Genomic DNA, 14,177 nt, shown 5'->3' with positions numbered 1-14,177 from the left:
GTCGAGATTGACCCTTGTGCATGAGAATGACTCTGGAACAGAAATGCGCACAAGGGACCTCATGAGTTTGTATGACGAGATCGGCGGCGACGCCGCGATCGCTGCCGTTGTCACCGAATTCTGGCATCGAGTGAGCTCCGACGACTTCCTGTGGCCGTGGTTTTCCGCGATCGACAGTGATCAGCTCAGGTCTCACCTGCATGCGTATCTCACCGTTGCGTTCGATGGCCCGGAGCAATACGAGGGTCGCAGCATGCGTCGCTCCCACGCCGGACTGAATGTCACCGGGGCGGCCTTCGACCGCCTCCTGGCACATTTGGGCGAGTCGCTCGTGGCGTTCGGCACTATCCCGGAGAACATCGCCCGGGTGGATGCTCGCCTCAAGCTGCTGCGTCCCGTGATTGTCGAACGGAACTTCTAACGCGATCAAATCGGTCGAAACCGGGTCTTTATACTCGCTTTTGCGAAAATGGTCAAGAATCGACTTGCACTCGTGACCAATTCGGGCCTATGCTTGTTCTTTGCGCTCCCAGGACATCTCTGCCTTCATATCGCGGTCGGCTGCGCTCGGTCACTTCCGAGCACACCCCTGGAGCGAAACCCATCACCGACTGAACTCCCTACTTAGGCAATGGGGCGCGTAACACCGCCCACCGGAGGTTATTTCCTTGGCTGCTGCTCGCAACGCATCCACCACGAACTCGTCGAAAAAGGGATCTCCCCAGAACGGACGCTCTGCTGAGCGCCTCTCGTTCGCGAAGATCACCGACACACTGACAGTTCCCGATCTTCTCGCATTACAAACCGAGAGCTTTGACTGGCTCGTCGGCAACGATCTCTGGAAGGAGCGCGCCGCCGAGGCCAAAGCTTCCGGTCGCCAAGATCTTCCCTCCCTCACCGGTCTCGAGGAGATCTTCGAAGAGATCTCTCCGATCGAGGACCTCGGCGAGACGATGCAGCTGTCGTTCACGAACCCCTTCCTCGAAGAGAAGAAGTACTCGATCGACGAGTGCAAGGAGAAGGGCAAGACATTCTCCGCGCCTCTCTACGTCGAGGCCGAGTTCATGAACCACCTCACGGGTGAGATCAAGACACAAACCGTCTTCATGGGTGACTTCCCGCTGATGACCCCGAAGGGCACGTTCGTCATCAACGGCACCGAGCGCGTCGTCGTCTCGCAGCTCGTGCGTTCCCCCGGCGTGTATTTCGACCGCGCCCAGGAGAAGACCTCCGATAAGGACATCTACTCTGCTCGCATCATTCCGAGCCGCGGTGCCTGGCTCGAATTTGAGATCGACAAGCGCGACCAGGTCGGCGTGCGCATCGACCGCAAGCGCAAGCAGTCGGTCACCGTGTTCCTCAAGGCACTCGGACTCACCAGCGAAGAGATTCTCGAGGAGTTCAAGGGCTTCGCGTCCATCGAGCTGACGCTCGAGAAAGACAACATCCTGACAAAGGATGAAGCGCTCAAGGACATCTACCGCAAGCTTCGTCCGGGAGAGCAGGTCGCCGCCGAGGCAGCGCGCGCGCTCCTCGACAACTTCTACTTCAACTCCAAGCGCTACGACCTCGCTAAGGTCGGTCGCTACAAGATCAACCGAAAGCTTGGCATCGACGCGCAGCTGGCGAATTCGGTGCTCAGCCAGCAGGACATCCTGGCGACGATCAAGTACCTGGTTGCCCTGCACGACGAGCAGAAGACGCTCCCGGGCATCCGCGATGGTAAGCCGGTTGATCTTCGTCTCGATGTGGACGATATCGACCACTTCGGTAACCGTCGTATCCGCGCGGTCGGCGAGCTCATCCAGAACCAGGTGCGCACCGGTCTCTCGCGCATGGAGCGTGTCGTTCGCGAGCGCATGACCACGCAGGACATCGAAGCGATCACCCCGCAGACCCTGATCAACGTGCGTCCCGTCGTCGCCGCTATCAAGGAGTTCTTCGGTACCTCCCAGCTATCGCAGTTCATGGACCAGAACAACCCGCTCGCGGGTCTCACCCACAAGCGCCGCCTGTCGGCGCTTGGCCCGGGTGGCCTGTCCCGTGAGCGCGCCGGCGTCGAGGTGCGAGACGTTCACCCCTCGCACTACGGACGCATGTGTCCGATCGAGACCCCTGAGGGCCCGAACATCGGCCTGATCGGTTCGCTTGCCTCGTTCGCACGCATCAACTCCTTCGGTTTCATCGAGACACCGTACCGTCGCGTCATCAACGGTGTTGTCTCCGAGACCATCGATTACCTCACCGCCAGCGAGGAAGACGAGTACGTCGTCGCGCAGGCCAACGCGCCGCTGACACCGGATGCTCGCTTCGCCGAGCCCCGCGTCCTCGCGCGCAAGAAGGGGGGAGAGGTCGATCTCTTCCTCATCGACGAAATCGGCTACATGGATGTCTCGCCACGCCAGATGGTGTCGGTCGCGACATCGCTTATCCCGTTCCTCGAGCACGACGATGCAAACCGTGCACTCATGGGTGCCAACATGCAGCGCCAGGCTGTGCCGCTGCTGCGCAGCGAATCGCCGCTGGTCGGAACCGGTATGGAGGGCTACGCGGCTATCGACGCCGGCGACGTGGTCACCGCAACCGGTGCCGGAGTTGTGGCAGAGGTCTCGGCTGATGTCGTGACCATCCATCTCGACGACGGGGGGACAAAGGACTATTACCTCCGCAAGTTCAACCGCTCTAACCAGGGAACCTCCTACAACAACCGCGTGATCGTTGCTGCGGGCGACCGCATCGAGGTCGGCCAGGTCCTTGCGGACGGTCCGGCGACGGAGAACGGCGAACTCGCCCTCGGAAAGAACCTTCTCGTGGCATTCATGCCGTGGGAGGGCTACAACTTCGAAGACGCGATGATCCTGAGCCAGAACCTGGTGAAGGACGACACGCTCTCCTCGATTCATATCGAGGAGTACGAGGTCGACGCACGCGACACCAAGCTCGGCAAGGAAGAGATCACCCGCGACCTTCCTAACGTGAGCCCGGAGCTGCTTGCCGACCTCGACGAGCGTGGGATCATCCGCATCGGAGCCGAGGTTCGCCCCGGTGACATCCTGGTCGGGAAGGTCACGCCGAAGGGCGAGACCGAGCTTTCCGCCGAGGAGCGCCTGCTTCGCGCCATCTTCAACGAGAAGAGCCGCGAAGTGCGCGACACCTCGCTCAAGGTTCCCCACGGTGAGGCCGGAACAATCATCGGCGTCAAGGTGTTCGACTCGCAGGACGGTGACGACGAACTCGGCTCTGGTGTCAACCAGCGCGTTGTCGTGTTCATCGCCCAGAAGCGCAAGATCACCGAGGGCGACAAGCTCGCCGGCCGCCACGGCAACAAGGGCGTCATCTCCAAGATCCTTCCGGTCGAAGACATGCCGTTCCTCGCCGATGGAACCCCGGTCGACATCATCCTGAACCCGCTCGGTATCCCCGGTCGAATGAACTTCGGCCAGGTGCTTGAGACCCATCTTGGATGGGTAGCCAAGCAGGGCTGGGACATCAAGGGCAACCCGAAGTGGGCAGCCAAGATCTCGGACGAGGCAAAGTCAGGCGCTCCGGGCACCAAGGTGGCGACACCCGTGTTCGACGGTGCGCTCGAGGCCGAGATCGAGGGTCTTCTCGACTCCACGACCCCGACCCGCGACGGCGACCGCCTCATCGGTTCATCCGGTAAGGCACAGCTGTTCGACGGCCGGAGTGGCGAGCCGTTCCCGCAGCCGGTTTCGGTCGGTTACATGTACATCCTCAAGCTCCACCACCTCGTCGACGACAAGATCCACGCCCGCTCGACGGGACCGTACTCGATGATCACGCAGCAGCCGCTGGGTGGTAAGGCGCAGTTCGGTGGACAGCGATTCGGTGAGATGGAGGTCTGGGCCCTCGAGGCCTATGGCGCCGCTTACGCACTGCAGGAACTTCTGACGATCAAGTCGGATGACATCCTCGGCCGGGTCAAGGTGTACGAAGCCATCGTCAAGGGCGAGAACATCCAGGAGCCCGGCATCCCGGAATCCTTCAAGGTGCTCATCAAGGAGATGCAGTCCCTGTGCCTCAACGTCGAAGTCCTTTCGGCAGACGGCACGGCAGTGAGCCTGCGCGACACGGATGACGAGGTCTTCCGTGCAGCGGAGGAGCTCGGAATCAACATCTCCACGCGCTTCGAGAACTCGTCGATTGACGACATCTAAGCCGTCATCGCCTCGACACCTTTTTCTAAAAGTTTTTCTAAAGTAGGAGAAAAATTGCTCGACGTAACAACGTTCGATGAGCTTCGTATCGGCCTCGCGACCGCTGACGACATCCGTCGCTGGTCGCACGGTGAAGTCAAGAAGCCCGAAACGATCAATTACCGCACGCTCAAGCCCGAGAAGGACGGCCTCTTCGGAGAGCAGATCTTCGGACCGAGCCGTGATTGGGAGTGCTCGTGCGGCAAGTACAAGCGCGTGCGCTTCAAAGGCATCGTTTGTGAGCGCTGTGGCGTAGAGGTCACGAAGTCGTCGGTGCGCCGTGAGCGCATGGGCCACATCGAACTCGCCGCCCCGGTCACCCACATCTGGTACTTCAAGGGCGTTCCTTCGCGCTTGGGCTACCTGCTCGATATGGCGCCGAAGGACCTCGAAAAGGTCATCTACTTCGCCGCCTACATGGTCATCTCCGTCGACGAGGAGGGCCGTCACGACGACATGCCCGGACTCGAGAACGAGATCCGGCTCGAGATCAAGGAGTTGGAGAGCCAGCGCGATGCCCGCATCGCGGACCGCCTGCAGCGCCTCGAGACCGACCTTGCCGCCCTGGAAGAAGAGGGTGCAAAAGCCGATCAGAAGCGCCGGACCAAGGACGTCGCCGAAAAGGAGATGGGCCAGGCCCGTAAGTCCTTCGACGAGCAGATCGCTCAGCTCGAACGAGTGTGGGATGACTTCCGCAGCCTCAAGGTCGGCGACCTCAAGCCCGAGGATGCAGTATTCCACGACCTCCAGGACCGTTTCGGCGTGTACTTCGAGGCCTACATGGGCGCCGAGGCCATCCAGAAGCGCCTCCAGGCCTTTGACCTCGCCACCGAAAGTGACGACCTTCACGACCAGATCGCCAATGGCAAGGGCCAGAAGAAGATCCGTGCAATCAAGCGACTGCGCGTGGTCAACTCTTTCCTCCAGACGGGCAACTCGCCGGCAGCCATGGTGCTCGAAGTCGTTCCGGTCATCCCGCCGGAGCTGCGCCCGATGGTGCAGCTCGACGGTGGCCGCTTCGCGACCTCCGACCTCAACGACCTCTACCGTCGCGTGATCAACCGCAACAACCGTCTGCGCCGACTGCTCGACCTCGGTGCCCCCGAGATCATCGTCAACAACGAGAAGCGGATGCTGCAGGAGGCCGTCGACGCACTGTTCGACAACGGTCGCCGTGGTCGCCCGGTCACCGGTACCGGCAACCGTGCCCTCAAGTCCCTGAGCGACATGCTCAAGGGAAAGCAGGGTCGTTTCCGCCAGAACCTGCTCGGAAAGCGCGTCGACTACTCCGGCCGTTCGGTCATCATCGTCGGACCGCAGCTCAAGCTCCACCAGTGTGGACTGCCCAAGCAGATGGCACTGGAGCTGTTCAAGCCCTTCGTGATCAAGCGCCTCATCGACCTCAGCCACGCTCAGAACATCAAGAGCGCCAAGCGCATGGTCGAGCGTTCGCGTCCGCAGGTGTGGGACGTGCTCGAGGAGATCATCCGCGAGCGCCCGGTGCTGCTCAACCGCGCGCCCACCCTGCATCGTTTGGGAATCCAGGCGTTTGAGCCGCAGCTCGTCGAGGGTAAGGCCATCCAGCTTCATCCGCTCGTCTGCGCGGCGTTCAACGCCGACTTCGACGGTGACCAGATGGCCGTACACCTTCCGCTGTCCGTCGAGGCCCAGGCCGAAGCGCGCATCCTGATGCTCGCGTCGAACAACATCCTGAAGCCGTCGGATGGCCGTCCGGTCACCCTGCCAACCCAGGACATGATCATCGGCCTGCACCACCTCACCACGCTCAAGGAAGGCGTCGTCGGCGAAGGCCGCGCGTTCTCCTCGATCGCCGAGGCGATCCTTGCTCACGACCAGCACTCGGTCGACCTCAACGCGAAGGTGCGCATCCGCTTGTCGGATGTCGTCTTCGCCGAGGGGGAGGAGCCGGCTGGCTTTGAAATCGGCAAGCCGGTGCTCGTGAACACGAGTCTCGGTCGGGCGCTCTTCAACGAGACGCTTCCGGAGGACTACCCGTACGTTGAGGCCGTGGCCGATAAGGGCCAACTCTCCGCGATCGTCAACGATCTCGCCGAGCGCTACCCCAAGGTGGAGGTCGCCGCAGCACTCGACCGCATCAAGGACGCCGGATTCCACTGGGCATCCCGTTCCGGAGTGACCGTCGCTCTCAGCGACGTGCTCACCCCGCCGAACAAGCGCCAGATCATCGAGGGCTACGAGAAGCAGGCCACGAAGGTTCAGACCCAGTTTGAGAAGGGCCTCACGACCGACGCCGAGCGTCGCCAGGAGCTCATCGAGATCTGGAACAAGGCAACCGCCGAAGTCGCCAAGGCGATGGAAGACAACATGCCTGCCGACAACACCATCAACCGCATGGTCACCTCCGGTGCCCGTGGTAACTGGATGCAGGTTCGCCAGATCGCCGGTATGCGTGGACTCGTGTCGAACCCGAAGGGTGAGATCATCCCCCGCCCGATCATCTCGAGCTACCGCGAAGGACTCTCGGTTGCCGAGTACTTCATCGCGACTCACGGTGCTCGTAAGGGACTGGCCGACACCGCGCTTCGTACGGCCGACTCCGGATACCTCACGCGTCGACTCGTCGACGTCTCGCAGGACGTCATCATTCGCGAGGACGACTGTGGCACCTCCAAGGGTCTCGACATGCCGATCGCCGTTCAGGATGCCGCGGGCAACTGGTCCCTCGACGTCAACGTCGAGAACTCGGTGTACGCCCGCAGCCTCGCGGCCGATGCGGTCAACGAGGCTGGCGAAATCATCGCGTCGGCCGGAGATGACGTCGGAGATATTCTGCTCGACGTGCTGCTCGCAGCGGGAGTTCACAACATCAAGGTGCGTTCGGTGCTCACGTGTGAGTCTGCCGTCGGTGTGTGTGCGGCCTGCTATGGCCGTTCGCTCGCGACCGGAAAGCTCGTCGACATCGGAGAGGCCGTGGGCATCATCGCTGCCCAGTCCATTGGCGAGCCCGGCACGCAGCTCACGATGCGTACCTTCCACACCGGTGGGGTGGCATCCGCGGATGACATCACTCAGGGCCTGCCGCGCGTCACCGAGCTCTTCGAGGCTCGCACCCCCAAGGGTGCGTCCCCGATTGCCGAGGCCGCCGGCCGCATCACCATCGAGGATACGGACCGCAGCCGCAAGCTGATCCTGACCCCCGACAGTGGTGACGAGCCGATCGCTTACCCGGTACTCAAGCGTGCGACACTTCTTGTCGAAGACGGCCAGCACGTCGAGCTCGGACAGCAGCTGCACGTGGGTGCGATCGATCCGAAGGAAGTTCTTCGGGTGCGCGGCGTTCGTGCCGTTCAGATCCACCTGGTCAGCGGAGTACAGGGCGTCTATCGCTCGCAGGGTGTGCCGATTCACGACAAGCACATCGAGGTCATCGTTCGCCAGATGCTCCGCAAGGTGACTGTCGTCGATCACGGTGACACCGGGCTGCTGCCGGGTGAACTCGTCGACCGCCTCAAGTACAACGATCTGAACCGCTCCGCTCTCACCGAGGGCAAGAAGACGGCATCCGCTCGCCAGGAGGTCATGGGAATCACCAAGGCATCTCTGGCAACCGAGTCGTGGCTGTCGGCCGCGTCATTCCAGGAGACCACGCGTGTTCTCACGCAGGCCGCAATGGAGGGTAAGTCCGACCCGCTGATGGGCCTGAAGGAGAACGTGATCATCGGAAAGCTGATTCCTGCCGGAACCGGCCTGCCGAAGTACCGCAACGTCTCCGTCGAGGCGACGGAAGAGGCCAAGGCTGAGCGCTACCCGAACCGCATCTTCACGGATGACTCGGTGTTCAGCGAGGCGGACCTCTCGTTCGTCGACTTCGACAGCTTCTCCTCCGACGACTACACGCCGGGAACGTACAACTAAGCGCACCGCGACGATGGCCCCTACTCCGGTAGGGGCCATTAGTCGTTAATCAGCCGGTGAGGTCTGGCAATCTGTTCCTTACTGCCGTAAGCAGCATCCGATTGCCAGATCTCACCGCTGGAAAAGGGGGTTGGGGTCTACTCCTGAGGGGCTGTGGATGGGCGATGGCAGCTGTGGATTACGGTTTGCTGCGCTTCGCGACAGGCATCCTTTTTCGATGGGTGCTCGCGTTAGGCTTCCGACCGCGATTGGAGTCGGTCCGTTCTCGGTCGGCCGCGCGCTCGCACTCGGAGTCGGAGTGGGCCGACTGCGGGGGGCCGATCTTGAACGTCCGTTCTGGGGTATTCGGGTTCCGGCTGGCTCGGAGCGATCGATAGTCAACATGGTGGACGCGTACGCAGAGCGGATATCTCCGGGTGCGTACTTCTCTCACATCACCGCGGCGAGGTTATGGGGCATCCCCCTCCCGTTCGCACTTGAACGCCGTTCGGCCCTCGATGTGGCGGTCCGGCCGGGGCAGGTGGTACCGGTAGGTGCGGGCATCCGGGGGCATCGGCTTCAGGTCGACGAAAGAGATGTCCTTCAGTTCGGCCGCATCCGCGTCACTTCTCTCGCGCGCACCTGGTGTGACCTCGGGGCGCTGCTCAGCGAGGAAGACCTGGTGGCCGCTGGGGATTTCCTGCTCTGGCGCAGGCGTGCCACTCACCTGCGCCTGGACAGAAGCAACCTCGCTAATGCGCTGGATCGCTGGAAAGGCAGGCGAGGGCGGCCGCTGCTCGAAAGGTGCCTTCCAACGCTCACCGACCGCGCGGATTCACCGCCCGAATCGGTGATGAGAGTGAGGTTCGCCTCCGCGGGATTGCCGTCTCCCGAGGTGAACTGCGAAATCTACACGGATGCCGGGGTGTTCGTTGCGATGGCCGACCTCGGCTGGAGGCGGTACCGGGTCGCGTTCGACTACGAGGGCGACGGCCACCGCACCGATCGCGTGCAGTGGGGAAAGGACCTTAAGCGTGCGCCGCGGCTCGAAGATGCCACCTGGTCGTACGTTCGTGCTGGCGCACCCGACTTGCGGGACTCGCGGGAGATTATCGAAATCCTGAAGTCCAGATTGCGGAGAGGTGGCTGGCGCGGGTGACCGTGGGTCTGGTGAGGTCTGGCAAACGCACTCTCCACAAGTGGATGAGCGACCATTCGCCAGATCTCAACTCGGGTAGCTCACGGAACCACACGGTGACCCCCTATCGCGGGACTGTAAATACCATCAGCGCGCCTATAACGTGGGATTTCCGGGGGGATCGTCCTACTTTCGTTTTGCGCCCTCCGACTGACACACACAGGAAGGGCGCGGAAATGTCTTCAGTCGCTGAGATTCTCATCATCCGGGGCCTCATGCCGATCGAGAGTCTCGACGACATCAGCGGGGACCCCGCCACGGATGAACTCCAGATCATCAACCTGATCGACGCGGGAGTACTCACTGACGTCCAGGTCGCGTCTGCACGTGCCGCCCAGGCCGGTCTGCCTTTTGTGGAACTCATCGACTTTCCCATAGATCGCACCGCGGTTTCTCTCGTCTCCGCTGCGCTCTGTCGCCGACACGATCTGCTTCCGCTCTCGGTCGCGGGCGATACGATCACAGTCGCCATGTCGAACCCGGGTGACGTCTTCGCTCTCGACGACATCCGGGCAGCGACACGAATGCGGGTGAACGCGGTTGTCGCGGAGCGCCAGGATCTGCGTAACGCGATGAACCGCCTGCTTAGAGCGGATGGCGAGCTCAACGACCTGACCACCGCGCTCGAGGAGGAGGGCAAGCCCTCCGCTGATATGGTGCCGGTGGTCTCCGAGGCCTTCGAAGACGATGCGCCGATCGTGCGATTCGTTAACCTGCTGATCAGCCAGGCCATCCAGGACCGGGCTTCCGACATCCACATCGAGCCGGGAGAGCATGAGGTGCGGGTCCGCTACCGCATCGACGGCGTGCTTCACGAGATGCAGCGTGCCCCCAAGCAGATCCAGAACGGCGTGATTTCGCGCCTCAAGATTATGAGCGACATCGACATCGCCGAGCGTCGTAAGCCTCAGGATGGCCGGCTCTCGGTGGTCCATGGAGGCCGCAAAATCGATCTACGAGTCGCCACTCTCCCGACCGTGTGGGGCGAGAAGGTCGTCATGCGAATTCTCGACAATTCGGGCTCGAGCATGAGCCTCGATGACCTCGGACTATTGCAGCGCAACTTCGACGTCTACAAGAAGTCGTACACGAAGCCCTACGGCATGATCCTCGTGACTGGACCGACCGGATCCGGCAAGTCGACCACGCTCTACACCACTCTCAACACCGTTGCGAAGCCCGAGATCAACGTGATCACGGTTGAGGACCCGGTGGAGTACCGCATGGCCGGCATCAACCAGGTGCAGGTGAATCCGAAGGCTGGCCTGACTTTCGCGAGCGCGCTGCGGTCGATCCTGCGATCCGACCCGGATGTTGTGCTGCTCGGTGAGATCCGCGACCACGAGACGGCCCAGATCGCCATCGAGGCCTCCCTCACCGGCCACCTCGTGCTCTCGACCCTCCACACCAACGATGCCCCGAGCGCGATTACCCGTCTCACCGAGATGGAGATCGAGCCATTCCTGGTGGGATCCGCCCTCGACTCGGTGGTTGCCCAGCGACTCGCGCGTCGCCTCTGCGACCGCTGCAAGCAGCCGTACACACCGGTCGCCACCGAAATGGCGGCATTCGGCTTCTTTATCGACCCGGACCTGCCGGTGCCGACTCTTCACCAGCCCATCGGCTGCTCGGTCTGCTCGAATACCGGCTACCGGGGACGCATCGCCATCCACGAGATCATGGCGGTGAGCGAGGAGATCGAACGCATGGCCGTCCGGCGAGCGTCGAGCGCGGAGATCAAGAGTGTTGCGATCGCCGAGGGCATGCTCACGCTGCGCCAGGACGGTTGGGCGAAAGCCCAGCTGGGTCTCACGTCGGTAGAGGAAATCTTGCGCGTAGTCGCGTAGTTGTATCGGCGACGGGGGTCGCCGCATCCATTTGTTCAATGAGGGGAACGATCAATGAACCAACCGTACGAGATTCCGGTGAGCAACATCACACCCATTCTTTCGCCGCGTCGGGCTGCGCAGGCTGCCGCAGAAGCTGCCGGCATGAATGCCGATCCGCTGCACTATGCGCCACCGTCCCTGGGCGGTCCGGAGTACGTCGAGCCGGCGGGCCAACTACCTCCGGAGGAGTTTTTTGCGAGCCAACAGTCGCGGATCACTCCCGACCTCGCTCCGCCGGTGGCGGGAACTTCGCCGTTCGGTGTGGCACCGCCGGCGGCAACCTACTCTCCGAAGATCGACCCGGATGCGTACGACCTCACGATCATCCCGCCCGCCAGTGCCGCGTCGTCCTACGCCGGCTCGGAATCCTACGAGCCGCCCACCACGCGTCCCTCATATGACCTTTTCGAGGCTCCGGCTCCCGTGGTCGCTGCGCCTCACGTCGCGCCGACGGAGACGAGCACTCTGCTCGAGCAGGCGCTCGCCGATATCACCGCTGGATCCAGCTCGAGCTATGACCTTGACGACACCGACGACACGCCATACTTCGAGGAGCCGACGGCGGGTGAGGGCAACATCTCTCCCCGACTGAACGTCGACGCCGATCTCATCGCGGCTCTCACCGACGTGCTCTACTCCGGGGCCTCCGACCTCCACGTCACCGTCAACGCACCGCCGACCATCCGTGTGGATGGCGTGCTCCGGCAGGTAGACGGCACCTCTGTCTGGAATCGTGCGAAGGTCACCTCCGCGCTCCTCAGCATCCTCACCGCCGAGCAGCGGATCGCCTTCGACAAGGAACTCGAGCTGGACCTCGCCTACACCCTCTCGGCCAACGCGCGATTCCGCGTCAACATCTACCAGCAGCGCAACTCGATGGGGGCGGCGTTCCGACTCATTCCCACCGAGATCAAGCAGCTGAAAGACCTCGGTGTGCCCGAGACCATCGGTCGTTTTGCCAAGCTCCCGCGTGGTCTCGTGCTGGTGACCGGGCCCACAGGTTCGGGCAAGTCCACCACCCTGGCGGCGCTCATTGACCTCGTCAACCGCACCCGGGCCGACCACATCGTCACGGTCGAAGACCCGATCGAGTTCATGCACAGGAACCACAAGTCGCTGGTCAACCAGCGCGAGGTCGGCCCCGATACGCATAGTTTCGCGAGCGCCCTCAAGCACGTGCTGCGGCAGGACCCCGACGTGATCCTCATCGGCGAGCTCCGAGACCTCGAGACAATCTCGGTAGCACTCACCGCGGCCGAGACCGGCCACTTGGTCTTTGCGACCCTCCACACGCAGGATGCCGCCCAGACCATCGACCGCATCATCGACGTGTTCCCACCTCACCAGCAGGGGCAGGTGCGTTCGCAGCTTGCGGCCGTGCTGCAAGGGGTTGTGTGCCAGACCCTGGTGAAGAAGGCCAGCGGATCGGGTCGAGTCGTCGCCACCGAGATCCTCATCGCCACCCCGGCCATCAACAACCTCATCCGCGAGGGCAAGACCTATCAGATCGCCTCGGCCATGCAGGCGGGCAGAGATCACGGCATGCACACGATGGACTCGCATCTGGCCGACCTGGCGAACGCCGGCATGATCACGGTCGCAGCCGCGATCGAGAAGGCGCAGGACGTCGAGTCACTCAAGCAACTCATCCACCGCGGTGATAGTGCAACGGATGCCGCCGCACAAGCGATGGCGGCAACCGGAATCGACTTCAAAGACGCCTACTCGAGAAAGATCGGTGAATAATGGCCACTCTCGCCTACGCCTACAAGGGACGGGATGCCCAGGGCAAAGTCGTGAAAGGCAAGCTCGAGGCATCCACAGAATCGAATGCGGCGGTACGTCTCCGCTCGATGGGCGTCTCCCCGACCTCGATCGAGGAGTCCAAAAACGGCACCGGTCTCAATATGGAGATCAAGTTCCTCAGCAAAGGGGTCGGGCTCAAGGACCTCGCCATCATGAGCCGTCAGATGGCGACCATGATTGCGGCGGGACTCTCACTGCTGCGCACGCTTACGATCCTCGCCGACCAGACCGAGAACAAGGCACTCGCCTCGACACTCGGCGAGGTGCGCGCAGACATCGAGGGTGGCTCGTCGCTGTCGGCGAGTTTCGCGAAGTTCCCCCGCGTCTTCCCGCGCCTGATGATCCATCTGGTGCGTGCCGGCGAGACCGGTGGATTCCTCGATGGTGCATTGGAGTCGATCGCCAACAACTTCGAATCCGACGTTAAGCTTCGCGCCACGATCAAATCTGCCCTCACCTACCCGATCGCGGTTCTCATCATGGCCTTCGTGGCGGTCATCGCCATGCTCATCTTCATCGTGCCGGTGTTCCAGGCGATGTTCTCGAGCCTCGGTGGCCAGCTTCCGCTGCCCACCCAGATTCTCGTGACGCTCTCACAGAACATGGTCTGGATCTTCCCGCTCCTCGTTGTGTCGATTGTGGGCTTCAACGTCTGGTGGAAATTCAACAAAGAGAAAGAGAGGGTTCGGAGCATCGTCGACCCGCTCAAGCTCAAGATCCCGGTTTTCGGCGGGTTGTTTGCCAAGGTCGCGGTTGCCCGCTTCACCCGCAATTTCTCAGCCATGATCGCCGCCGGCGTGCCCATCCTGCAGTCCCTCAGCATCGTCGGAGAGACCTCTGGCAACTGGGTGATCGAAGACGGCCTGAAGAAGGTGCAGGAGTCGGTGCGCACCGGCAACTCGATCGCCGCTCCGCTCGCTTCGCAGCCGATTTTCCCTGCGATGGTGGTGCAGATGATCGCGGTCGGAGAGGACTCCGGTGCCCTGGAAATCATGCTGACCAAGGTCGCGGACTTCTACGAGGAGGAGGTGCAGAGCACCGCAGAAGCGTTGACATCGCTCATCGAGCCGCTCATGATCGCCGTGATCGGAACAATTATCGGCGGCATGATCGTGGCGCTGTACATGCCTATTTTCACCATCTTCAATTCGATCAACAAGTAGTCGCGCTCACTCCGAACAGGACACGGTC

The 14,177-nt window shown here is 62.2% G+C and carries 7 protein-coding genes; all 7 read left to right on the top strand.

Annotated elements, in window-relative coordinates; genetic code table 11:
- The first annotated feature begins 61 nt into the window (after nt 1–61).
- Complete coding sequence (locus RCH11_RS07795; RefSeq protein ID WP_327056424.1) at nt 62–421, top strand: group I truncated hemoglobin; 360 nt, start codon at nt 62–64, stop codon at nt 419–421.
- A gap of 247 nt (nt 422–668) precedes the next feature.
- Nucleotides 669–4,178 carry a DNA-directed RNA polymerase subunit beta gene (gene rpoB, locus RCH11_RS07790; RefSeq protein WP_327056423.1) on the top strand — a complete coding sequence of 1,170 codons (3,510 nt, stop codon included), beginning with the start codon at nt 669–671 and terminating at the stop codon, nt 4,176–4,178.
- Between the two features lie 54 nt (nt 4,179–4,232).
- Nucleotides 4,233–8,114: a DNA-directed RNA polymerase subunit beta' gene (locus RCH11_RS07785; RefSeq protein WP_327056422.1), complete on the top strand. Its 3,882-nt coding sequence runs from the start codon at nt 4,233–4,235 to the stop codon at nt 8,112–8,114.
- A gap of 217 nt (nt 8,115–8,331) precedes the next feature.
- Nucleotides 8,332–9,252, top strand: coding sequence for a hypothetical protein (locus tag RCH11_RS07780; RefSeq protein ID WP_327056421.1), 921 nt, complete (start codon nt 8,332–8,334; stop codon nt 9,250–9,252).
- Nucleotides 9,253–9,467: 215 nt separating this feature from the next.
- Complete coding sequence (locus RCH11_RS07775; RefSeq protein ID WP_327056420.1) at nt 9,468–11,138, top strand: GspE/PulE family protein; 1,671 nt, start codon at nt 9,468–9,470, stop codon at nt 11,136–11,138.
- A 78-nt stretch (nt 11,139–11,216) separates the two neighbouring features.
- Nucleotides 11,217–12,926, top strand: a complete 1,710-nt coding sequence (locus RCH11_RS07770) for a type IV pilus twitching motility protein PilT (RefSeq protein ID WP_327056419.1) — start codon at nt 11,217–11,219, stop codon at nt 12,924–12,926.
- On the top strand, nt 12,926–14,149 hold the full coding sequence (locus tag RCH11_RS07765; RefSeq protein WP_327056418.1) for a type II secretion system F family protein: 1,224 nt from the start codon (nt 12,926–12,928) through the stop codon (nt 14,147–14,149). The genes RCH11_RS07770 and RCH11_RS07765 overlap by 1 nt, the downstream gene beginning before the upstream one ends.
- The last annotated feature ends 28 nt before the right edge of the window (nt 14,150–14,177 follow it).

Origin of the sequence: Glaciihabitans sp. GrIS 2.15, from assembly GCF_035984695.1 — a bacterium.
In the GTDB taxonomy this organism is placed as follows: Bacteria; Actinomycetota; Actinomycetes; order Actinomycetales; family Microbacteriaceae; genus Lacisediminihabitans.
Note: the sequence above shows the minus strand (reverse complement) of the source record. Positions and strands in the feature narration are given on the sequence as shown.